The organism is Streptomyces sp. NPDC015127 (assembly GCF_043080095.1).
Taxonomy (GTDB): domain Bacteria; phylum Actinomycetota; class Actinomycetes; order Streptomycetales; family Streptomycetaceae; genus Streptomyces.
In genome coordinates this window covers 596,658-618,652 of sequence record NZ_JBIBVE010000002.1, presented here as the reverse complement: position 1 = coordinate 618,652, position 21,995 = coordinate 596,658, and the positions used below count along the sequence as shown (strand labels likewise).

Here is a 21,995-nt window from a genome sequence, read left to right as displayed (position 1 = left end):
GGGCCGGCGGGACTCCGGCGGGGCGTCAGCGCAGCTTCCCCGCGCCCGCGCGGCTGCCGACGATGCCGGGCACCGCCCGCGGGTCGTCGACCCTGGTGCGCAGGACGGGCGTCCAGCCCGCGCCCGACGCCAGGTGTTCCTCGGGCATCTCCGCGTTGTGGACGGCGATCAGGTCGACCTCGCGGCCGTTGACGCGGTTGCCGGCGGCCGTGAGCGGTGCCTCCTTCCACTTCTTGAGGATCTTCGCGGCGCTCACGCCCGCGGGCAGGGTGAAGGCGTTCCTCTCGGCGACGAGCCGGGACTCCATGCCGATGCCGAAGCTGTACACGTAGCCGCTGCGCGGGATCACGAAGTGGTTGTTGTACGCGTCGACGCGGCCGAAGCGGACCCGGGGGGCGCGTTCGACGACGTCGCGGAACAGGTTGTGGTGCAGGGTGACGCGCAGCCTGCCCCGGTCGGTGGCGCCCGCGCTGTCGCTGTTGCCGATCATCAGGGTCTTGTCGTGGTCGGCGAAGACGTTCCAGGAGGCGGTGACGAGGTCGGCACCGCGCACGATGTCCAGTTCGCCGTCGTGCTGCTGGTACAGCTCGCCGTAGTACCTGGGCAGCGAGCTGTCGGGGTGGCGGCCGTCGGTGAACGTGTTGTGGTCGATCCACACGTGGGTGGCGCCGTGGACGACCATGCTGTCGTACTCGGAGTTCCAGGCGCCCCGCTCGCCGTCGGTCGGATCCCACTGCGGGAAGCAGTCGAGGGGGCTCTCGACCGTCAGGTTGCGGACGACGACATTGTCGACGTCCTTGATCTGCAGGCTGCCGCCGGTGATCCCGGCGTTCCGGCCGATCCCCACGATGGTGGTGTTGGCCGGGACGTACGCCTTGATCGCCGCGCCCTGCCGGCCGGCCGATGCCGCCCGCAGGTCCTCCTGCGGGCCGCTAACCGGCCGCTCGCGGCCCCAGACGGCGGGGTCGAAGTCGGCGAGGTACCGCTCGAAGTCGTAGCCGTCGGCCTCGAAGGCGGCGCAGCCGGAGGCGGTGGCGTCGAGGGTGCCTCTGACCCGGATGATCTTCGGTGTGTCGCCGCCGTGGTCGAGCGCGGCCCTGAACTGCTCCCAGGTGGAGACGGTGTGGGTGTGCGCGGCGTCGGCCCCGGCGCCGCCGGTCGTCCCGCCATCGGCGGAGGCCCAGCCGTCGTTCGGGGGCAGGACGTCGCCGGCCGGCCGCGCATGTGCGGGGGCGCCGGTGAGGGCGAGGGCGGTGCAGGCCGCCAGCGCGACGAGGGGGATACGGGAGGTCCTCATGGTCGTGCTCCTTCCGGCCAGGTGATCCAGGAGTCGGGTATCTCGTCGTCCAGGCGGCGTACGTCCCGCGGCTCCAGCACCCGCCGCCGCACGAGCTCCGACGCCACCAGGCGGGCCACGGCGATCGCGCCGGGCGGGTTGAAGTGGGTGTTGTCCTGCTCGGTGTCCGTCCAGTTGAAGTAGCGCTTGGTCTCCTCGGCGCCGAGCTTGTGCCAGAGCGCGAGCGACAGCTCCTGGATGTCGAGCAGCGCGACCTCTTCCTCGGCCGCGAGGGCGCGCATGGCCGCCGGGTAGTCGCCGTGGCTGGGCAGGGCGTTGCCCTGTGCGTCGAAGCGTCTGCGTTCGACGGACGTGGCGAGCAGCGGCCGTGCCCCGCGGGCCCTGGCACCGTCGACGTACTGCCGCAGGTGGTCCTGGTACGTCGTCCACGGTTCGGTCCAGCGGGCGGGGTCGTCCTTCTTGGCGTCGTTGTGCCCGAACTGGACGAGAAGGAAGTCGCCGGGCCGCAGCACCTCCAGCACGGGAGTGAGGCGTCCCTCGTCGATGAAGCTCTTCGAACTGCGGCCGTTGACCGCATGGTTGGCGACGGTGAGGTCCTTGTGCAGGAAGAACGGGAGGGCCATGCCCCATCCGGTCTCCGGAGCGGCGTCGGCGTACTTCTGGGCGGCGGTGGAGTCACCGGCGATGTGGAGTGTGCGCATGGTCCTGTCGGCGTGTTCGGAGCGGGCGAGGGCGGCCGGGGCCGCGGCCACCGCGAGGGGGAGCCCCGCGAGGGCCGCGACCACGTGCCGGCGCGTGGCTGTCATCCGTTCTGCTGCTTCCACTCGGCCTGCGCCGCGTTGAGCTGCTCGGCGAGGGTGTCGAGGAAGTCCTCGGCGGACATCTTGCCGAGCAGCACCTTCTGGTAGTTCGGTTCGTTGTCGGCCTTGCTGATGGTGTTCCAGTCGGGCAGGTAGTACGGCAGCTGCACGATCTTGATCGAGCCGTCGTTCAGGGCCGCCGCGGCGAGCTTGGTGGGCTCCGCCCTGTTCAGCCACTCGTCCTTCGCCGCGTCGGTGTTGGCGGGGATGGCGCCCGCCGATTCGTTCCACTTGCTGTTCGCCTCGTGGGAGGCGGCGAACTCGATGAACTTCCACGCGGCGGCCTTGTTCTTGCTCGACTTGAAGAGGCCGAGGCCGTCGACGGGGTTGGACACCTGCACCCGGGTGCCGTCGGCGGACGTCGGCTGCGGCAGGCCGCGGAACTTGTCCTCGCCGAGTGCCTTCACGTGGTCGGTGTAGGAGCCCAGGTTGTGACTGAGCATGCCGATCTGGCCGCTGTCCCACTGGGCGTTCATCTTCTTGAAGTCGTTGTTGACGTCGGCGGACGGTGTGGCCGTGTTGTAGAGCGCGGTGTACTTCTCCAGCGCCGCGACGTTCTTGGGGTCGTTGACGGTGGTCCGGTCACCGTCCCAGAAGGAGGTGATGCCGGACTGGCCGTACATCGCGTCCAGGGCCTGCGCGATGGAGCCCTCTCCCCCGCGGATGGTGTAGCCGAACTTGTTGGCGCCCTTGTCGGTGAGCTTCTGGGCCGCCTCGTAGAACGTGTCCCAGGTGGTGGGCGCGGCCAGGCCGGCGGCCTCGAACAGGTCGGTGCGGTAGTACAGCACGCCGTTGCTGGCGGACGTCGGCACGGTGTACATCCGGTCGCCGCCTCCCGCGGACCGGACGCTGTCGACCATGGCGGCGTTCAACTTGCCCTTGAGCGCGCTGTCCTCGATACGGCCGTCGAGCGGCTCCAGGGCGTTCTGGGCGGCGATCCCGGCGAGCATCGCCGCGCCGACACCGCCCACGTCCGGCAGGCCGCCGCCCTGGATGGCTGTGTCGTACTTGGACTGGACGCCGGCGGCGGGGATGCCGACGTACTTCACGGTGATGTCGGGGTGCGCCGTCTCGAAGTCCTTGATGATCTCCTTCCAGACCTCGGTACGGACGCCTCCGTTGTTGTCCCAGAAGGTGATCTCGCCCTTGCCGGAGCCCTCACCGCCCTTGTCCCCGGCGGCGCCGCTGCCGTCGTCCCCGCAGGCTGCGGCGGACAGGACGAGCGCGGTGGTGAGGGCGAGGGCGGCGGTCGTGCGCCGCGCTCTGCTGCTGCGGATGCTGATCATGGTCGGCTCTCTTCGTGTGGATCTCGACGGGGTCAGTGGCGGTACGGCGCCCAGCCGTCCGTACCGGTGAGGTAGTGGGCGACGGTGTGCCGTGCGGCGTCGGCGTCGCTCATCTGCGGCCGGTCCGCGGTGACGGTCGCGCCAGGGCCGTGGTTGCGGTATTCGGCGAAGCGCGCGTCCTTCCAGGAGAAGCCGCCCATGTCGGTCCAGGGGGACGCCTTGACGGCCGCCGGCAGCTCGGTGTCCCGGATCAGCACCTGGGCGATGGCATCGGGTTCGCCGCCCGGGTGCCAGGGCCGCCCGAGGTGGAAGGAGTTCGCGGGCGCGTCGCTGACGATCCGGGACCCGGTGATCAGAAAGCCGTACGGGTTGCCCTTCCAGGTCGATGCGGCGGTGATGTAGCCGTTGTTGGTGGCGGATCCGCGGCTGAGCGCGCGGATCACGGAGCGCTCGACGACGGTGGTGGCGCGTCCGTAGAGGAAGTCGACGTCGCCCTCGATGTACGCGTCGCGTATGTAGACGCGGCTGACGGTGGTCAGCTTGGGGCTGTCGGTCATCAGGGTGTCCTGGTTGCCCTTGAAGGCGGCGTTCTCGAAGACGATCCGGTCGCCGGTGGTCTTCATGGCGAGGGCCTGCTCGCCGTTCAGCTCGTGGGCGGCCTCGTCGAAGTCGTTGACGAAGGTGAGGTTGCGGGCGGTGACATCGCTCGCGGCGATGAGCACGGTGGCGCTGCCGCTCGAACCGCCGTACGCGGCGGGTGTGTTGTGCACGATCACCGTCTGCGCGCGGTCGGTGCCGGTGCCGCGCAGGACGAGGTGCGGCTTGGTGGCCGGGACGCGCACCTGCTCGCGGTAGGTCCCCGGGGCGACGGCCAGGGTGACGGTGCCGTCGTTGCCGTCGGGCACGGCGTTCACCGCGGCCTGCACGGTCGGGTAGTCGCGGGGCACGTTCAGCACGGTGTCGGTGCCGATGGTCCGCTGCGGTCCGGAGAACCTCCGCACCAGCGCCGGGACGGCCGCGGCCGGGTCCGGTTCATAGGCGTAGAAGTCACGCGGTTCGAACGCGTCGCCCCAGGTGTCGTGCCGCCCGGTCGTGTTCTTCGTGATCGAGCCGCGCTGCACCAGTTCCGCGGTGGCATCGGCCTGGTAGGGGTGCTGGACGTCCTCGTAGAAGCTGTTCTCGATGACCATCCGGGTCCGGCCGCGTGCCCAGTTGCCGTACGACCAGACCGGGTCGCCGTCGTCCACCTGCGCCGACAGGTAGTTGTTGTAGAGGTGGGCGTAGGCGACGTTGTCGGCCGACGGGTTGCGTTGTTTGGTTCCGCTGAACCAGTTGTGGTCGATGGTGATCTGCGTGGTGACGTTGTCGGTCCAGCCGATCCCGAACGCCTTGTTGTGGTGGTCGAAACGGTTGTGGGAGACGGTGATGTACTGGCTGTCCTTGCGGATGTCGAGCAGCCCGTCGCCCATGTGCGTGAACCGGTTGTGGTCGATCCACACGTGGTCGGCGCCGTCCATCTGGATGCCGTCGAAGTCCTGGGTCTTGCCGTCCCAGTCGCCCTCGACGTACGAGTCGCGGAGGGTGAGGTTGCGGATGATGACGTTGCTCGTGCCGGGGGCCAGGTGCAGCTCGCCGTGGACGATCTCGCCCGATGTGCCGACGCCGATGATGGTCTTGTCGGAGGCGACCTCGATCTCGGAGCCGAAGGGTGCGACGGCGATCGCGCCCTTGACCCTGATGATGTAGGGGTCCTCGGCCGCCGCGTACGCGGCGAGCGACGCCTGGTCGGTGACGGTGACGACCTTGCCGCCCGCGCCACCTGTGGTCCCGCCCGCGAGCGAGGCGAAGCCGTGCGGGGTGTCGGCCGCCTTGCCGGGTGGTGCGGCGGTCGCGGCGACGGCCGGTTCCCCGGCCGTGGCGGCCTGCGACGGACCCGGCGTCATCAGCCCGGCCGCGGCCGCCAGGGCGGCGAGCCAGGCGAGACCACGGGCGCGCGGGCGTTTGCTTCGGAGATACGTCATTGCGGACTCCTCGGACAGGGAAGGGATCGGTTCAGCGGGTGGTGCGGAACCGGGTGAACAGCGCTGTGCCGGCGTCCGGCCGGCCTGCCGGAGCGGAGGCGAACAGGCCGAGCAGGGCGCCGACCCAGCGCCACGGGGTCGCGGCGAACGGCTGCCCCGAGGGCCGGAACCCGTCGCCGGTGTCCGCGTGGAAGCGGCAGCGTGCCCCGGCACCGACCTCGATCCGCAGCCGGGCGGTGCCGAGCGGCGCCGGTCTCGGATGGGCGGCGTCCCGCTCCTCCTCGGCGGTCGTCTCGGCGAACCGGTGCACCAGCCATGCGGTGCCGTCGTGGCCGCGCTCGAGGCCGATCCAGCTGTACGCGTCGCCGAGCACGGCGAAACCGGCCTTCGCTCCCGGCTCCGCACCGGCCAGGGACAGGTCCACCTCCGCGGTGAAGGAGGTGGCGGGCAGCCGCTGGGTCAGCACGTGGGGCATCCGCCGCAGGTCTTGCGCGGTGTGCGTGCGGACACAGGTCAGGCGCAGCCCGTCCGCGTGGTGCGATGTCGTCCAGCCCGCCTGCGGGTTGGCGGTCCACTGCCACTGGCGGCCGTGGCGGCCGCCGGGGAAGTCGTCGTCGGTGGCCGGGGCCGACACCGGCTGCGCGGGCAGGTCGGGCTTGGGGTGGACGAGGACGGGCTCGCCCTCGTCGCCGAGCACCGGCCAGCCGTCGTCGCTCCAGCACATCGGCTGAAGGTGCACGACCCTCCCGTACGCGCCGCGCTGCTGGAAGTGCAGGAACCAGTCCTCGCCGCGCCGGGTGCGCACCCAGCCGCCCTGATGGGGTCCGTTGACGTCCGTGCCGCCCTGAGCGAGGACGACGCGCTCCTCGTAGGGACCGAAGAAGTCCCGTGCCCGCAGGGCTCCCTGCCAGCCGGTCTCCACTCCCCCGGCCGGGGCGAGGATCCAGAACCACCCGTCGTGGCGGTAGAGCTTGGGGCCTTCGAGGGTGAACCATCCGGGGATGCGGTCGCCGTCGACGAGGACCCGGCCCTCGTCGAGCAGGTGCCGTCCGTCGGGACTCATCCGGTGGCCGGTGAGCCGGTTCTTCACCCCGGAACGCGACTTGGCCCAGGCGTGCACCAGGTACGCCTCGCCGGTCTCCTCGTCCCACAGCGGGCAGGCGTCGATGAGCCCCTTGCCGGCCTTGAGGAGGTGGGGTCGGCTCCAGGGGCCGCGGATGTCGGGGGCGTTGATCTGGTGGACACCGTGGTCGGGGTCGCCCCAGAAGATCCAGAACCGGCCGTCGTGGTGGCGGATGGAGGGCGCCCACACACCGCAGTCGTGACGGGGTGCCGTGAACGCCTCCTCGGGCTCGAGCCGGTTCAGGGCGTGCCCGATCAGCGTCCAGTTGACCAGGTCGCGCGAGTGCAGCAGCGGCAGTCCGGGGGCGCGGCCGAAGCTGGACGCGGTGAGGTAGAAGTCGTCGCCGACGCACACCACGTCGGGGTCGGACCAGTCGGCGGCCAGAACCGGGTTGCGGTACGTCCCGTCGCCGAGGTCTGCGCCGATCACGCCGTCACCGCCTTGCGCACCAGGGCCGCGGCCTCGTCCCGGTCCAGGCGGCCGTCCGCGACGACCGTGACGACGCGGCGCACGATGTTGCCGCCCGCGGCGATCGGCAGCCGTGCGGTGGAGGCGAGCGAGGATCCGACGCCGGGGTACTCGGCGGCGCGCACGAACCACGGGTCGCGGCGGGTCCGTGCCGTGGCGCCGGCGAACACCAGCGTCCAGCCGTCGCCGGCGAGGGCCAGCCAGTCCGCGTGCGACGCGTGGACGGCCGCCTCGCCCTCCCGGTCGGCGGTGAAGACGGTGGGGGTCTCCCGCTCCTTGGGGGCGCGCCAGAAGAATCCGCCGTACGCGGCGCCGGGGCGGCCGTTGGTGGCGGGGCTGCCGATGGTCACCTCGGCTCCCGTGGTGTTGGTGAGCGAGAAGGTGAAGTCCAGCGCCCAGGCGCTGCCGTTGAGTTCGGTGGCCGCGACCGTGCGGTGTTCCCGCAGCACTTCGGATCCGCCGGCGACCCAGCTGAGCTCCTGCACGAATCCGTCCGGGTCGCACAGCCGGAATCCCTGGTGCTGTTGTGTGCCGTGGTTGTCGAGGTCCGTGGGGCCCTGTCCGCGCACGAAGGTCCTGCCGCCCCAGAAGTTGTGGCCCGCCACATCGGGTACGGCCACGCCGACGCCCAGGTGGTGCAGGTGGTCCTTCGGGGCGAGTTCGGTGACGGTGGTTCCGGCGAGGGTGCTGACGGGGTGGAGGCAGGGGCGCGGAGAGCGGCTCCGGGCCGTCTCGGGGTGCAGCGCGTACCGGCCGACGGGTCGGCCGGCGCAGCGCAGGACGAGGGAGCGGTTCATGACGTCCTCACCTCATCGGGGCGGTCGTTGCGGGTGGGACGAGGGCGCTTCGCGGGTGCGCGGACGGCCCAGTCGGCGCCCAGTTCGGAGTAGAGCCCGAGGGTGTCGGCGGCACAGGCCACCAGGGCGTCGATGCCGTGGACGACGCGCCGGCCGGTGCTCTCGCCGGGCGCGGTGTACCAGGCTCCGGGAGGCAGCTCGACCGGGTCGGGCGCGAGCCGGATCGCCTCGACTACGCGCATGAACGCGCCCGTCTCCCTGGGCGGCACCAGGAGTTCGGCGCGGCCCGCGAGGTGCTCGACGAGGTTGTCGAGGAGGTCGGTGCGTCCGTACCGGGCTTCCTGCGGTCCGTGGTCCGCGTGGTGCACGCGGACGCGGTCCTGCTTGTACCAGAAGGTGATGCGTCCCTTGCTGCCGTGCACGACGACGTACGGTTCCCCGGGCTGTTCGGCGCAGAGTGTCGCCGCGACGGTGACGCGGCGGCCGTCCGCGGTGTCGATGCGCACGCACGAGGTGTCGTCGGACTCGACGGCGTTCGCGCGGAACAATTCGGTGTGCACCGCGGCGACGTCCTCGTCCCTGGTGGTTCCGGCGAGGGCGAGCGCGGTGGCGACGGCGTGGGCCAGGGGATTGGTCAGGACGCCGTCGACGACGTCGGCCCCGTCCAGGCGCCGGTGGCCCGCCCAGGGGGCGCGGCGGTAGTACGCCTCGTCGCGCGCCCACGCACCGGCGGCGCCGACGCCGGTGACCTCGCCGATCACGTGGTCGGCGATGAGTTCGCGGATGGCGGGTATCGCGTGCGAGCCGAGTGACTGGAAGCCGATCTGGCAGGCCGTTCCGGCCGATGCGACTGCGTCGGCCATCCGCCGGAACTCCCCGTACGAGGGGGCGGGCGGCTTCTCCAGGAGCAGGTGCACGCCCCGCTCGGCAGCGTCGACCGCCAGGTCGGTGTGCGTGGGAATGGGCGTGCTGATGACGGCGAGGGCGGCGCCGGTGGAGTCGAGCAGTCCGGCGAAGTCCGCGGACTGCGCGACGGGTCCGAATCCGTCGAGCTCCTCCTCGGTTAGGGGAAAGAGTTCGCAGATCCCGACGAGTCTGGCCAGGCCCAGGAGCTGGAGGCGGCGGATGTTCTCCAGGTGCCGGCGGCCGTGGCCGCGGGCGCCCGCGAGGACGACGGGGAGCGGGGTGTTCGGCGTGGTCATCGGATCCTCCCGGCGCCCGCGCCGCGTGCGACGTCGTGGTCCGCCCGCTGGGCGCTGTCGACGCGTCCGTGCAGGGCGGGGGTCCAGCCGACGTCGGCGGTGAGGTCGCGTTCGCTGCCGGAGTTGTAGGCGTTGTGGATGGTCAGCAGGTCGACCGGGTAGCCGTTGAAGAGGGTGCCGGTCTGGTGCAGGGTGCTTCCGTTCCAGCTCTTCACGAGGTCGGCGGCCTCGATATGGCCGGGCGTGGTGAAGGCGTTGTTCTCCGCGTAGACGGCCGACTCGGTGGAGATGCCCCAGGAGTAGCGGTAGTCGTGGGCGTTCTCGGGCACGACGTAGCGGTTGTTGTAGACGTGGACCTGTCCGAAGCGGACGCGTGGGGCGCGCTGCACGACGTTCTCGAAGGCGTTGTGGTGCAGGGTGACGCGCAGTCTGCCCCGGTCGCCGGTCGCCGAGTCGCTGTTGCCGATGAGCATCGCCTTGTCGTGGTCGGCGAACCTGCTCCAGGAGACGGTGATCAGGTCGGAGCCGTTGGTGATGTCCAGCAGCCCGTCGTGGCGCAGGTAGTTGCGGCCGAAGAGGGTGGGCTCCCGGTCGTCCGGGTGCCCCCGGTCCGAGACCGTGACGTGGTCGATCCACACGTGGGTTGCCCCGCGCAGCCACAGGTTGTCGTACGCCGTCTTCCAGTCGCTGAGCCCGCCTTGGTTGGGCTGCCAGACCGGGAAGCAGTCGTAGGCGTCCCGCAGGTGGAGATTGCGGACGATCACGTTGTCGGCGCCGTCGACGCGCAGCGACGCGCCGGTGAGGACGGCGTTCTCGCCGAGCCCGACGAGGGTGGTGTTCGAGCCGACCGCGATCTCCACGCGTTCGGCCTGCCGGGCGGCCGAGGCGCGGCGCGCCTCCTCCTGGGGGCCGGACGGCTTGGCGCCGCCCCAGGTGCGGGGGTCGTAGGCGGCCAGGTATGCCGTCAGGTCGTAGCCGTCGGTGGCGTAGTCGGAGCAGTCCAGGGGGCGTCCCCGGTCGTCCGTGTTGGCGTCGATCGTGCCGGCGATGCGGATGATCTTCGGGGTGTCTCCGCCCGCGTCGAGGGCGCGGACGAGTTCGCCGCGGCTGCGCACGGTGAAGACGTGGGCCTCGTCGGCCGCAGCGCCGCCGGTGGTCCCTCCCTCCGCGGCTGCCCACCCGTCGTCCGCCGCCAGGGTCTCGCGCCCGAGGTCGCGCCCCGGATCGCGCCCGGCGGTGGCCTCGGCCGCACCGGCCCCGGCGGCGGGCTCCGCGGCGCGGGCGCCCGGTGCGGCGAGGCCCGCGAACAGGGCCAGGGCGAGGGCGAGTCGGACCGCTCTCGGTGTTGTTGCCGGTGCGCGCCTCATCCCTTCACCGCCCCGGCACTGAACCCGGTGATCAGCCACTTCTGGATGAAGGCGAACACGATCACGACGGGAAGGGCGGCGACGACACCGCCCGCGGCCAGCGCGCCCAGGTCGACGCTGTCCGCGCTCATCAGGGTGGCCAGGCCCACGGGGATCGTCTGCTTGTCCTGGTTGCTGAGGAACATCAGGGCGAACAGGAAGTGGTTCCAGCTGTGCACGAACGCGAAGGAGCCGACGGCGATCAGCCCGGGTCGCAGCAGCGGCAGGACGACGGCGCGGAAGGCTTGCAGGCGTCCGCAGCCGTCGACCCAGGCGGCCTCCTCCAGGGAGTACGGCACGTTCTTGATGAAGCCGCTGATCAGGATCATCGACAGCGGCAGTTGGAAGACGGTCTCGGCGATGATGACACTGCCGAGCGAGTTGATCATCCGCAGGTTGGCGAAGATCTGGAAGAGCGGCACGAGCATCAGTGCGCCGGGGATGAACTGCGAGCACAGCAGCGCCAGCATGAAGCCCCGCTTGATCCTGAAGTCGAAGCGGGCGAGCGCGTAGCCGCCGGCGAGTGCGACGACCGTCGTCATCACCATGGAGACGAGGCCCACGACGAGGCTGTTCTGGAAGAACAGACCGAAGCTGCGCTCGGTCCACACCTTCTCGAAGTGCTCGAAGGTGAGCGGCCACGGCAGGAGCGAGCTGGAGCCCGCGGGTCGTATCGCGAAGAGCAGCATCCAGTAGAAGGGGACGAGGGTGAAGAGGAGGTAGAGCCCGAGCGGGAGGTAGATCTGCCAACGCGGCGCCTCGTCCCAGGCGCGCCGCCGCCGCTTGGGTGCTGTTCCGTCGCCGGCGGGCGCCGCGGCGGGGACAGTAGTGACGGTTGCCGCCTCGGGAGCTTCCTTGGTGATCATTTGTCCTGGCCCCCGAACTTGCTCACGCGCAGGTAGACGATCGAGCAGAAGAGAAGGATCACGAAGGCGATGGAGGTCAGCGCGGAGGCGTACCCGAAGTCGTGGGAGTCGACGGCGATCGACGCGATCCGCAGCGGCAGGGTCGTCGTCTCGCCCGCGGGACCGCCGCCGGTGAGGGTGTAGAGCAGGTCGACGTTGTTGAACTCCCAGACCGCGCGCAGCAGCGTGGACAGGATGATCGCGTCCTTCAGGTGCGGCAGGGTGATGTGGAAGAACTGCCGGAGGCGGCTGGCACCGTCGACCTCCGCCGCCTCGTACAGGTCCTTGGACACGGACTGGAGGTCGGCGAGGATGAGGATCGCGAAGAAGGGGACGCCGCGCCACAGTTCGGCGGTGACGACCGCCGGGAAGACGGTGGCGGTGTCGGAGAGCCAGGACGTGCCGTACGAGCCGATGCCGAGGTCGGCGAGGTAACGGGTGATGCCGGTCTGGGAGTTGAAGATCAGCAGCCAGATCGTCGAGGTGAGCACGCCGGAGACGGCCCACGGCGAGAAGACCAGGGCGCGGGCCAGCGCGCGGCCGGCGAAGGTCTGGTTGACGAGCAGCGCGAGCACGAGGCCGAACAGCAGCTGCAGGACCACCTCGACGGCGACCCACTGGAGGCTGAAGCCGAGGGTCCGCCAGAACTCGGGGTCGGCCGTGAAGGCGGTGACGAAGTTGTCGAGGCCCGCGAAGCCGTTCCGCCACGGCTTGGTCGGGTTGTAGTGCTGGAGGCTGTAGTAGAAGACGCTGAGGACCGGGTAGGCGATGAAGCCCAGCATCAGCAGTCCGGCCGGCGCGATCAGCAGGTAGGGGAGCCGGCGCGGGGCCGCCCCGGTGCGGCGCCGGGGTGTGCGTTCCGGCGGCGGCTTCGCCACGGCTGCGGCGTGGGCCATGACTGTCTCCGTTCTGGGTGTGAGGACGTGCGGGTGAAGCGCTTTCCGATCGACGTTCGACATCTCGGACATAAGCGGGTGCGGGGATACGGGGAATGGCGCGGCGTCAGCCCGCGTACGGATCCGGGACCTTGCCCGGCCTGGCCAGGAAGGCGAAGTCGCAGCCGGTGTCGGCCTGGGTGATCTGTTCGTTGTACAGCGCCCCGTAGCCGCGCTCGAAGCGCTCCGGCGGTGGCGTCCACGCGGCCCGTCGGCGCTCCAGCTCCTCGTCGGACACCTCCAGCCGCAGGCTGCGCGCCGCGACGTCCAGCGTGACGTGGTCCCCCGTCCGTACGAGGGCGAGCGGGCCGCCGACGTGCGACTCGGGCGCGATGTGCAGGACGCAGGTGCCGTAGGACGTGCCGCTCATGCGGGCGTCGGAGATGCGCACCATGTCCCGCACTCCCTGCTTCAGCAGGTACGCGGGGATCGGCAACATGCCATACTCGGGCATTCCGGGTCCGCCCTTGGGGCCCGCGCCGCGCAGCACCAGCACGTGGTCGGGCGTGATGCCGAGCGCAGGGTCGTCGATCGTGCGCTGCATCGTCCGGTAGTCGTCGAAGACGACGGCGGGTCCGGTGTGCCGGAGCAGCCGCGGGTCGGCGGTGATGTGCTTGACGACGGCGCCGTCCGGGCACAGGTTGCCGCGCAGTACGGCGAGTCCCCCCTCGGGCGCCACCGGCTTGTCGCGGGGGCGGATCACCTCGTCGTTGTGGACGCGGGCCCCCGCGAGCTGCTCGCGCAGGGTGTCGTGCGCGACGGTGGGCCGCTCCAGGTGGAGCAGGTCCGGGATGCGGGACAGCAGTCCCGGCAGGCCGCCGGCGAAGTGGAAGTCCTCCATGAGGTATCTCTCACCGCCGGGCCTGACGTTGGCGAGCACCGGGACGGTGCGGGCGATCCCGTCGAAGTCGTCGAGGGTGAGCCGCACTCCGGCGCGCCCGGCCATCGCGATCAGGTGGATGACGGCGTTGGTGGAGCCGCCGAGGGCGAGGACGGTGGTGACCGCGTCCTCGAAGGCGTCGCGGGTCAGGATCCGCGAGAGCCTGCGGTCCTGGTGGACGAGTTCGACGATGCGCAGTCCCGACGCGGCCGCCATCCGGTCGTGCCCGGAGTCGACGGCGGGTATCGAGGACGCTCCGGGCAGGGTCGTGCCGAGCGCCTCGGCGGCGGCGGTGAGCGTCGATGCCGTGCCCATGGTCATGCAGTGCCCGGGCGAGCGGGCCAGGCCGCTCTCCAGTTCGGTCATCTCGCAGTCGCCGATCAGTCCGGCGCGCCGGTCGTCCCAGTACTTCCACATGTCGGTCCCGGAGCCGAGCACCTCGCCCCGCCAGTGGCCGGGCAGCATCGGCCCGGCGGGCACGAACACGGTCGGCAGGTCGGCGGACGCGGCGCCCATGAGCAGGGCGGGCGTCGACTTGTCGCAGCCGCCGAGCAGGACGGCGCCGTCCACCGGATAGGACCGCAGCAGTTCCTCGGTCTCCATCGCCAGCAGGTTGCGGTAGAGCATCGGCGTCGGCTTCTGGAACGTCTCGGAGAGCGTGGCGACGGGGAATTCGAGCGGGAAGCCGCCCGCCTGCCACACTCCGCGCTTGACCGCCTGGGCGCGGTCGCGCAGATGGACGTGACAGGGGTTGATGTCGCTCCAGGTGTTCAGGACGGCGATGACCGGCTTGCCGAGGTGCTCCTCGGGCAGATAGCCGAGCTGCCGGGTCCGGGCCCGGTGGCTGAAGGAGCGCAGCCCGTCCTGGCCGTACCACTGGTGGCTGCGCAGTTCGTGCGCCTCGCGGGTCACGGGCACCACCTCGCGGCGATGTCCGCGACCTCGGCGCGCTCGGACTCGGGCAGCGGCTTGCTCGGGGGGCGTACGTCGCGCCGGCACAGGCCGAGCGCGGCGAGGGCCTCCTTGACGACCGTGACGTTGTTGGCCGACGCGCCCGCGGCCCGCAGTTCCTCGAAGCGGCGGATCTCCTCCCACACCTTCATCGCGCCCGGGTAGTCGCCGGACCGCAGGGCTTCGAGCATGTCGAGGGACAGCGCCGGGGCGACGTTCACGAGGCCCGAGGTGAAGCCGGTGGCTCCGGCCGAGAAGTAGGCCGGGGCGTAGGGCTCGGCGAGGCCCGCGACCCACACGAACCGGTCCAGGCCCGCGTCGCGCGCGAAGCCGGCGAACCGCGCCGCGTCCGGCACGGCGTACTTCGCTCCGATGACGTTCGGGCAGGTGTCCGCGAGTTCGGCGAGGCGGGTGCCCGGAAGCCGCTCGTTGCGGATGTAGGGGACGACGCCCAGTGCGGGGACGGCCTCGGCGATCGCGCGGTGGTAGTCGACCCAGCCGGCGTCGGAGACGTAGGGGTGTGCGGGCTGATGGACCATCACCATCTGCGCCCCGGTCTCCTGGGCGTGGCGGGCGTCCGCCACGGCGGTCGGGACGTCGTGCCCGACACCGACGAGCACCGTGGCCCGCTCCCCCGCCTCCTCGGCGGTCAGCTCGGTCACGGCCCGCCGCTCGTCGGCGGACAGTGCGTAGAACTCGCCGGTGTTGCCGTTGGGGGTGAGGGTGTGTACACCCGCGTCGAGCATCCGGCGCAGCAGGGCGCGGTGTGCCGCCCGGTCGATCGAGCCGTCGTCGGTGAACGGGGTCACCGGTATCGCCACGACATCGGCGAGCGCGGCCCGCTGCGATGCGTACGTCATCTGCCGTCCCTTTCCTTGTGGATCCTCGTCGGCCCGGGGGTCTGCGCCGCGGGTCATCCGCGTCGCGGCTCTTCGCCGCCCTCGGGGAAGGCGCGCTGCACGAACGACGCGATGTGGCCGTGCAGGGCGCGGCCCGCTCCCTCCTCGTCGCGGTCGAGAGCGAGCCTGAGGATCTCCCGGTGCTCGGCCGCCTCCCGCTGCCAGGACGGGTCGGCTGCCCAGGCGACGGTGGAGACGAGCGCCGCCTGGTCGCGTACCTCGTCGAGCATCCGGCCGAGCAGCGGGTTGCCGCACGGCAGGTAGAGGGCGCGGTGGAACTCCCGGTTGGCGAGGGAGCGTTCGGCCGGGTCGGCGGCCGTGTCGGCACGCTCCAGCGCCTCGCGCGCCGCCTCCAGGGAAGCGCCGCGCCGGACGGTGCGCCGCAGGGCCTCGGGCTCCAGCAGCAGCCGCACGTCGTACACCTCGCGCGCCATGTCCGCGTCCACCATGCGCACTGTGACCCCCTTGTACTGGCTCATGACGACGAGCCCGGTGCCGGCCAGGGTCTTGAGCGCCTCGCGCACGGGGGTCTTGGAGACCCCGAACTGCTCCGCGAGTTCGGTCTCGACCAGGGCCTGCCCCGGGCTCAACCGCCCGGTCAGGATGCGGTGTTTGATCGCCTCCAGCACGAACTGCGTGCGGGAGGGGATCGGGGTCGGCACAGAGGTCATGGGTACCCTCGGATCTCCCGTATCACGTCTCATATATGACGTACGAAGTACGACGCGATGAAACTAGGAGGGCCGCCGGGTTTCGTCAACGCTTCTGACAAAACCGGTTCTCTGAGGCCGTCTCAGGAGTGCGGTCCCCCGGCATGCCGCCGACGCGCGGGACGAGCAGCACACCGAGCACGGGGACGATGCCCAGGGCCAGCCAGGGGGCCGTGCCGCCGAGTTCGAGGAGGGCGCCCGCCGGTGCGCCGCCCGCGAGGACGACCAGCCCCGAGACGGAGGAGAACGCGCCGGTGAACAGGCCCAGGCGGCGCGCGTCGACCAGTTCGGGGACACACGCGCGGGCCGCGGGCACCACCAGCATCTGCCCGAGCGTGAGCAGGACGACGAAGGCGAGGGCCGGCCAGGGCCCCCGCACGGGCAGCAGGACGCCGGTCGCGGCGAAGGCGAGGGCGATCAGGGCCAGACCGCAGCGGATCATCGCGGCCGGGCCCAGACGCGCCGACGCCCAGCGCTCCAGTGGCACCTGGCCGATGACGACCAGGGCGGAGGAGAGCGCGAAGAGCCAGCCGAGCGCCTTCTGCGAGCCCATGGCCCGGTCGAGTTCGGCGGGCAGCGCGAGGTAGAGCTGGTTGTAGGCGATCAGGTAGGCGGAGTAGGCGAGGGCGAGCGCGAGGAAGCGGCGGTTGCGCACGATCGGGCGGAACGCCACGCGTTCGCCCGCGGTCGCGGCCTCGGCGCGGGGCATCAGCCGCCAGTGGCCCGCCAGGACGACGGTGAAGACGGCGGCGCCGGCCAGGCAGGCACCACGGAAGCCCTCGCCGAGCAGGAGCGTGCCGACGAGGGGGCCGATCAGCGCACCCGCCTGCCCGCCGGCCGAGAACCTCGCGAGGACCCGCGTGCGCACCGGGCCGCCCGCCTGCTCCAGCCGTACGGCCTCACGGGCGATCTCGCTCTCCACGGCGGGCGAGAACAGCGCCGCGGCGAAGCCGACCAGCACCACGGCGGCGGTCACCGACCAGGCGGCCTCGGCGTAGCCCAGCCAGACGAAGCCGGCCACCCGCAGCGCGCACCCCGTGAGGACGACGGGCCGGGCCCCGTAGCGGTCGGTCAGCGCGCCGCCGACCACGAACATGCCCTGCTGGCTGAAGGTGCGCAGCCCCAGGACGAGCCCGATCAGGGCGCCGCCGAGGCCCAGCGTGCCTCCCAGGTGGTCGGCGAGGTAGGGCAGTACGGCGAAGAAGCCCACATTGAAGGCGAACTGACTGGTGACGAGCAGGTGCGCGAGCGGGGTCACCCGGTGAGCCTTCCGTCGTGCATGGTCAGGACACGGTCGCAGAAGTGCCGTACGACGGGCATGTCGTGGCAGATGAACAGGTAGCCGAGGCCGAGTTCCTCCTGGAGGTCGAGCAGGAGGTTGACGATCCCGGCACGCAGGGAGGGGTCGAGGGCGGAGACGGGCTCGTCGAGGACGAGCAGTGCGGGATCGCTCGCCAGTGCGCGGGCGATCCCGGCGCGCTGGCACTGACCGCCGGAGAGCTCGTGCGGGAGCCGCTCCCCGTGGGACGCGTCGAGGCCGACCATGCCGAGGAGCGCCTCCACCCGGCCGGGGCCGGTCGTCCGGGACCAGCGGCCCTGGACGCGCAGGGGTTCGGCGATCTGGTCGCGGATGCGCCTGCGCGGGCTGAGGGTGCCGTAGGGGTCCTGGAACACGGGCTGGATGCGGGGCCGGACCTTCCGCAGCTCCTTCTCGCCGAGCGTGGTCAGGTCGGTGCCGTCGAACCGCACCCGGCCGCTGTCCGGGCGGCGCAGTTGCAGCACGGCCGCGGCGGTCGACGACTTGCCGCAGCCCGACGGGCCGATCAGCCCGACGGTCTCGCCGGCGTCCACGGAGAACGACACCCCGTCGACGGCGGTCGTCGCGCCGTACCGGACGACCAGGTCGCGGACGTCCAGCAGGGGCGGCTGCGGGCTCATACGGGCTCCAGGACGTCGTGATGGCAGGCGACCTCGCGCCCGTCCAGGGGGCGGGGCAGGGGAAGTTCGGTGCGGCAGCGGGACGTCGCGTGCGCACAGCGCGGTGCGAAGGCGCAGCCGGGCGGGAGGGCACCGGGCGCCGGCGGCCGGCCGGGCACCGCGGGCAGCCGGGACTTGCGTGGCAGGTCGGCCGCCGGGACGGAGGCGAGGAGCGCGGCGGTGTACGGGGACCGGGGCCGGTCCAGGATCCGGTCGGTGGGGCCGTACTCGACGAGCCGCCCCGCGTACATCACGGCCGTCCGGTCGGCGTGCTCGCGCACGGCGTCGAGGTCGTGGGTGACCAGGACGAGCGACGCGCCCGTCGCCTCGCGCCGCTCGGCCAGCACCTTCAGGACCTGGGCGCGCATGCGGGGGTCGAGCGCGGTGGTCGGCTCGTCGGCGACGAGCAGATCCGGCTCGTTGATCGTGGCCATGGCGATGACGGCGCGTTGCCGCATCCCGCCGGAGAACTCGTGCGGGAAGGCCTCCCGCCGGGCGCCAGGGATGCCGACCTGCTCCAGGGCCGCCTCGGCCCTGGCACGCGCCTCTCGCCGGGGCAGGCCCTGCACGGAGCGTACGGCCAGCTCCAGTTGGGTGCCGACGCGGTGCACGGGAGACAGGGCCGACAGGGCGTCCTGCGGTACGAACGCGACACGCCGGCCCCAGTGGGCCGCGGTGACGGGCTCGCCCCCCAGCAGCACGCCGCCGGAGACGGCCGCGTCGTGGGGCGTCATGCCGAGCACGGTCCGTGCCGTCAGCGACTTCCCGGCCCCGGACTCGCCGACGAGGGCGAGGACCTCACCGGGCCGTACGTCGAAGGAGACACCGCGGACGGCTTCGACGCCGCCGAAGGCGACGCGCAGATCGCGTACCGAGAGAAGGGGTTCAGACCGCAACGGACGTCGTCCTCTTTCGCAGGTGTGGCTGTCCGGCGTGCCGGGTTCCGGTGTACGCGGACAGGGTGACGGCGAGTGCGGCGAGGAGGGCCAGGGCGACGGCCGGGGCCAGGGCCGCGACCGGTGCGCGCTCCACGTAGTCGGCGGACTCGTCGAGGAGCAGCCCCCACTCGGGGGACGGCGGCTGGGCGCCGAGTCCGAGGAAGCCGAGCGACGCCAGAGCGAGTGCGGTACCGGGCAGGCGCAGCACGGCGTGCCGGGCGACCGGGACGGCCACCGAGGGCAGGACGTGCCGGGTCAGGATCCAGGCCGGGCTCGCGCCGATGGCCTTCTGGGCCGACAGGAACCGGGAGGCCCGTATCTCCTGGACCAGTGCCGCCGCGTGGGCCGTCAGCGCGGGCCAGGACACGAGGGCCACGGCGAGTGCGGCCCCGTCGGCGCGGGGGCCGAGGACGGCGGCGACCAGCACGCCGACGATCACCGGGGGCAGCGCGTTGGCGATGTCGGCCGCTCCGGTGGCGAGCTGCGGCAGGAAGCCGAGGACGAGGGCGGTCACCAGGCCGAGGAGGCTCACGGCGGCCGCCATGCCGACCGTGGCCGCCGCGCCGTGTCCGAGCCGGGCCAGGACGTCGCGCCCGAGTGCGTCCGCGCCGAGCGGGTGCGCCCCCGACGGCGCGGCGAGCCGTGCGGCGGTGTCGACGGCGTACGGATCGCGCAGCAGTCCCCAGCCGATCACGCCGACGAGGATGAGGCCCAGTACCGCGGGGACCGGTACGGGCACCCGTACGGGGCGGGGCGCCGGCAGGCTGAGGCCCGCATCCCGCAGCGCGGGACCGAGCAGCCTCCTGCGCAGCGCCGACGCCCCGGCGCCGGCCAGCAGTCCGAGCGTCAGCAGCGCGAGGACCGAGCCCTGCAGCAGCGGCACGTCCTGGGACTTGACGGCACCGAGGGTGGTGCGGCCGAGCCCCGGGATCGCGAAGATCGTCTCCACGGCGACCGCCCCGCCGGTCAGGCCGACCGCGACCATCCCGAACTGCCCGGCCAGCGGCGGCAGGACGCGCCGCAGCGCGGCGGCCGCGATCCGTGCGCGGGCGACGCCCGCGCCGCGCCACAGGTGCGCCCAGCGCTCGTCGAGGACGGCGGGCAGCGCCTCGGCGACCAGGCGGCCGAGCAGCCCGCCGGCGGGAAGGCCGAGGGCGAGGGCGGGCAGGACCAGGTGTGCGGGGCCGGCCCATCCGGAGGTCGGCAGCCAGCCGAGCCACACCCCGGCCACGATCAGCAGCACGGTGGAGAGCAGGAATTCGGGCACGGCCGTGAGCGCGGCGGCGGATGCGCCGGAGGTCCCCCGGCCCCGTATCAGGACCGGCGCGACGAGGGCCGCCGCCACGAGGAGGGCGACCGCCAGGGCAGCGCCCATCAGCGCCAGGGACACCTGCAGGCCGGCGACCACTGACGGCAGCACGTCGGTACCCGACACCCAGGAGGTGCCGAGATCGCCGCGCAGCAGTCCGGCCGCCCACCGGCCGAGCAGGCCGAGGGGCCCGGCGTCGAGGCCGAGGTCGGCGCGGATGGCGGCCAGCGCCTCGGGGGTCGGCTCCTGTTCGGCGGATCTCGCCCGCAGCAGGCTCAGCGCGGGGTCCCGGTCGGACAGCCAGGGCAGCAGTCCGACGACGGCGAGCACGCCGGCCAGGCACACCGCCCGGGAGAGCGCGGCCCTCACCTGACGTGCGTGTCGATGGTGACGAGTTCGCGCTCGCGCGGGTCGTGCGCGGCGCCGGTCACACCGGCCGCGTCGCCCTGGACGACCCGTTCGTGCAGCATCGGGACGGCCGCGTCGGTGGCGAGCACGGCCGCCTCCGCGCCGATGATCGCCTTGCGCCGGGCCTCGCCGACGGCGGTCCCGGAGGCGTCGGCCAGGGCCTTGTCGACGGCCGGGTCGGCGAGCTGCGGGATGTTGAAGGACCCCTCGCTCGCGAAGTCGCTGTAGAGGTAGGCCGCCGCGTCGCCGGAGTCGAGGACGGTGGCCCGGGACAGGATGAACGCGTCGAACCTGCCCGCCAACGCGTCCTGTTCGATGTTGGCGTACTCGCGCACGTCGAGCTTCACCGTGAATCCCGCGGCCTGGAGCTGCTGTTGGAGGATCTGGGCGACCTCGGGCAGCTCGGCGCGGTCGGTGAAGGTGCCGATGGTGATCTCGGCGCCGTCCGGATCGCCCGCCGCCTTGTGCCGGACGTCCTGGCGCAGCTTCGCGGCCCAGGGCAGGGCGGGACCGAGCAGGCCCGAGGCGACGTCCGCGCGTCCCTCGTAGACGCTCCGCACGATCTCCTGGGCGTCGATCGCCTCGCGCGCCGCCGCCCGGAGCGCCGCGTCCTGGAAGGGGCCCGAACGGGTGTTGAGGTAGAGGGTGTTGGTGCGCGGCATCGGCACCTCGGTGATCAGCTTCTCGTCGAGCAGCTGGGCCTGGGAGACCGGCACCGCCTCGACGATGTCGGCCTCGCCACTGCGCAGGGCGGCCGCGCGTGCCGTGCCGTCCGGGACGAACCTCACGTCGATGCCGGCGGCTCGCGCCTTGCCGCCCCAGTAGTCGTCGAAGCGGTCGAGCGTGGCCGACGCCGTGCCGTTGACCTTCACGAGTTCGAACGGGCCGGTGCCGGCGCCCACGGGGTTCACCACCTTGCCCCGGTACGCCTTGGCGGCGAGGATCGACAGCTGCGGCGAGCTGAGCCGCTGCGGGACGAGGGGGTCGGCCGTGGCGGTGGTGACGGCGACGGTGCGCGGACCGAGCGCCTTCACGTCGAGCGTGACGCCGTCGAGGATGCGCGGCTTGGGCGAGGCGTTCGCGGCCGCCTTCAACGACGTGACAACGGACTGCGCGGTCAGGCCCGTTCCGTCATGGAACGTCACGCCCTCGCGCACGGTGAAGGTCCAGGTCCTGCCGGACTGCTTCCACGAGGTGGCCAGCGCGGGCTCGGCGTCGCCGTCCCTGTCCAGCTTGACCAGCGTCTCGGCGGCGGACCAGCGCGACAGCTTGAAGGCGTCGTCGGACAGCGGCGAGAGCCCGGAGCGCGGCGGCTGCATCATGGCGACGCGCACGCGGCCGTCCCCGGTGCCGCCGGACCCCGCGCCGGTGGACCCGCTGCCGGCGAAGCAGCCGGCGAGGAGTACGGAGCAGGCGGCCAGGGCGGTCGGGAGCACCAGTCTCCGGCGACGTATGCGTGAACGTTCAATCGAATGCAAGGAAGACCCCAGGGAGGCGCGATGCGGAGGGAGGCCCCGACCTTAACACGATGACAATCGTTTTCGTTAACGGTCCTCGCCCGCCTCCACCGGGGCGGACCGTGTGCACGGGACGGGACCGATCAACGCGCCTCCCTTTCCGTCC

The 21,995-nt window shown here is 72.2% G+C and carries 18 protein-coding genes; all 18 read right to left on the bottom strand.

Annotated features, from left to right (window positions below):
• Positions 1-25: 25 nt before the first annotated feature.
• Positions 26-1,297 (bottom strand): polysaccharide lyase family 1 protein, encoded by a 1,272-nt coding sequence (locus ACF08N_RS06080; RefSeq protein WP_392323384.1) that lies wholly within the window; start codon positions 1,295-1,297, stop codon positions 26-28.
• Positions 1,294-2,103 carry a rhamnogalacturonan acetylesterase gene (locus ACF08N_RS06075; RefSeq protein ID WP_392323383.1) on the bottom strand — a complete coding sequence of 270 codons (810 nt, stop codon included), beginning with the start codon at positions 2,101-2,103 and terminating at the stop codon, positions 1,294-1,296. The genes ACF08N_RS06080 and ACF08N_RS06075 overlap by 4 nt, the downstream gene beginning before the upstream one ends.
• Positions 2,100-3,443, bottom strand: a complete 1,344-nt coding sequence (locus ACF08N_RS06070; protein ID WP_392323382.1) for an ABC transporter substrate-binding protein — start codon at positions 3,441-3,443, stop codon at positions 2,100-2,102. The genes ACF08N_RS06075 and ACF08N_RS06070 overlap by 4 nt, the downstream gene beginning before the upstream one ends.
• Before the next feature lie 32 nt (positions 3,444-3,475).
• A complete protein-coding gene (locus ACF08N_RS06065; protein ID WP_392323381.1) occupies positions 3,476-5,464 on the bottom strand; it encodes a pectinesterase family protein in 1,989 nt (662 codons plus the stop codon).
• 31 nt (positions 5,465-5,495) lie between these two features.
• A complete protein-coding gene (locus tag ACF08N_RS06060; RefSeq protein ID WP_392323380.1) occupies positions 5,496-7,016 on the bottom strand; it encodes a family 43 glycosylhydrolase in 1,521 nt (506 codons plus the stop codon).
• Positions 7,013-7,852, bottom strand: coding sequence for a PmoA family protein (locus tag ACF08N_RS06055; RefSeq protein ID WP_392323379.1), 840 nt, complete (start codon positions 7,850-7,852; stop codon positions 7,013-7,015). Before ACF08N_RS06055 ends, ACF08N_RS06060 begins: the two co-directional genes overlap by 4 nt.
• Complete coding sequence (locus ACF08N_RS06050) at positions 7,849-9,054, bottom strand: Gfo/Idh/MocA family protein (RefSeq protein ID WP_392323378.1); 1,206 nt, start codon at positions 9,052-9,054, stop codon at positions 7,849-7,851. Before ACF08N_RS06050 ends, ACF08N_RS06055 begins: the two co-directional genes overlap by 4 nt.
• Positions 9,051-10,421, bottom strand: a complete 1,371-nt coding sequence (locus ACF08N_RS06045) for a polysaccharide lyase family 1 protein (protein WP_392323377.1) — start codon at positions 10,419-10,421, stop codon at positions 9,051-9,053. The genes ACF08N_RS06050 and ACF08N_RS06045 overlap by 4 nt, the downstream gene beginning before the upstream one ends.
• Positions 10,418-11,326, bottom strand: coding sequence for a carbohydrate ABC transporter permease (locus ACF08N_RS06040; RefSeq protein ID WP_392323376.1), 909 nt, complete (start codon positions 11,324-11,326; stop codon positions 10,418-10,420). Before ACF08N_RS06040 ends, ACF08N_RS06045 begins: the two co-directional genes overlap by 4 nt.
• Complete coding sequence (locus ACF08N_RS06035) at positions 11,323-12,261, bottom strand: carbohydrate ABC transporter permease (protein WP_392323375.1); 939 nt, start codon at positions 12,259-12,261, stop codon at positions 11,323-11,325. Before ACF08N_RS06035 ends, ACF08N_RS06040 begins: the two co-directional genes overlap by 4 nt.
• Before the next feature lie 106 nt (positions 12,262-12,367).
• Positions 12,368-14,101: an L-arabinonate dehydratase gene (araD, locus tag ACF08N_RS06030; protein WP_392323374.1), complete on the bottom strand. Its 1,734-nt coding sequence runs from the start codon at positions 14,099-14,101 to the stop codon at positions 12,368-12,370.
• Positions 14,089-14,991: a dihydrodipicolinate synthase family protein gene (locus ACF08N_RS06025; protein ID WP_392323373.1), complete on the bottom strand. Its 903-nt coding sequence runs from the start codon at positions 14,989-14,991 to the stop codon at positions 14,089-14,091. The genes araD and ACF08N_RS06025 overlap by 13 nt, the downstream gene beginning before the upstream one ends.
• 53 nt (positions 14,992-15,044) lie before the next feature.
• Complete coding sequence (locus ACF08N_RS06020; RefSeq protein WP_392323372.1) at positions 15,045-15,701, bottom strand: GntR family transcriptional regulator; 657 nt, start codon at positions 15,699-15,701, stop codon at positions 15,045-15,047.
• A gap of 85 nt (positions 15,702-15,786) precedes the next feature.
• Positions 15,787-16,998: an MFS transporter gene (locus ACF08N_RS06015; protein WP_392323371.1), complete on the bottom strand. Its 1,212-nt coding sequence runs from the start codon at positions 16,996-16,998 to the stop codon at positions 15,787-15,789.
• Positions 16,995-17,678 carry an ATP-binding cassette domain-containing protein gene (locus ACF08N_RS06010; protein ID WP_392323370.1) on the bottom strand — a complete coding sequence of 228 codons (684 nt, stop codon included), beginning with the start codon at positions 17,676-17,678 and terminating at the stop codon, positions 16,995-16,997. The genes ACF08N_RS06015 and ACF08N_RS06010 overlap by 4 nt, the downstream gene beginning before the upstream one ends.
• Positions 17,675-18,613 (bottom strand): ABC transporter ATP-binding protein, encoded by a 939-nt coding sequence (locus ACF08N_RS06005; protein WP_392323369.1) that lies wholly within the window; start codon positions 18,611-18,613, stop codon positions 17,675-17,677. The genes ACF08N_RS06010 and ACF08N_RS06005 overlap by 4 nt, the downstream gene beginning before the upstream one ends.
• Positions 18,603-20,333 (bottom strand): ABC transporter permease subunit, encoded by a 1,731-nt coding sequence (locus ACF08N_RS06000; protein WP_392323368.1) that lies wholly within the window; start codon positions 20,331-20,333, stop codon positions 18,603-18,605. Before ACF08N_RS06000 ends, ACF08N_RS06005 begins: the two co-directional genes overlap by 11 nt.
• Entirely contained in the window at positions 20,330-21,808 is a 1,479-nt protein-coding gene (locus ACF08N_RS05995; RefSeq protein WP_392323367.1) for an ABC transporter substrate-binding protein, read from the bottom strand. Before ACF08N_RS05995 ends, ACF08N_RS06000 begins: the two co-directional genes overlap by 4 nt.
• Positions 21,809-21,995 lie beyond the last annotated feature (187 nt).

Bases quoted from the DNA above. Each gene is read 5' to 3' on its own strand.
- ACF08N_RS06080 (WP_392323384.1), bottom strand. From the start codon at position 1,297: ATGAGGACCTCCCGTATCCCCCTCGTCGCGCTGGCGGCCTGCACCGCC.
- ACF08N_RS06075 (WP_392323383.1), bottom strand. From the start codon at position 2,103: ATGACAGCCACGCGCCGGCACGTGGTCGCGGCCCTCGCGGGGCTCCCC.
- ACF08N_RS06070 (WP_392323382.1), bottom strand. From the start codon at position 3,443: ATGATCAGCATCCGCAGCAGCAGAGCGCGGCGCACGACCGCCGCCCTC.
- ACF08N_RS06065 (WP_392323381.1), bottom strand. From the start codon at position 5,464: ATGACGTATCTCCGAAGCAAACGCCCGCGCGCCCGTGGTCTCGCCTGG.
- ACF08N_RS06055 (WP_392323379.1), bottom strand. From the start codon at position 7,852: ATGAACCGCTCCCTCGTCCTGCGCTGCGCCGGCCGACCCGTCGGCCGG.
- ACF08N_RS06050 (WP_392323378.1), bottom strand. From the start codon at position 9,054: ATGACCACGCCGAACACCCCGCTCCCCGTCGTCCTCGCGGGCGCCCGC.
- ACF08N_RS06045 (WP_392323377.1), bottom strand. From the start codon at position 10,421: ATGAGGCGCGCACCGGCAACAACACCGAGAGCGGTCCGACTCGCCCTC.
- ACF08N_RS06040 (WP_392323376.1), bottom strand. From the start codon at position 11,326: ATGATCACCAAGGAAGCTCCCGAGGCGGCAACCGTCACTACTGTCCCC.
- ACF08N_RS06035 (WP_392323375.1), bottom strand. From the start codon at position 12,261: ATGGCCCACGCCGCAGCCGTGGCGAAGCCGCCGCCGGAACGCACACCC.
- ACF08N_RS06025 (WP_392323373.1), bottom strand. From the start codon at position 14,991: ATGACGTACGCATCGCAGCGGGCCGCGCTCGCCGATGTCGTGGCGATA.
- ACF08N_RS06020 (WP_392323372.1), bottom strand. From the start codon at position 15,701: ATGACCTCTGTGCCGACCCCGATCCCCTCCCGCACGCAGTTCGTGCTG.
- ACF08N_RS06010 (WP_392323370.1), bottom strand. From the start codon at position 17,678: ATGAGCCCGCAGCCGCCCCTGCTGGACGTCCGCGACCTGGTCGTCCGG.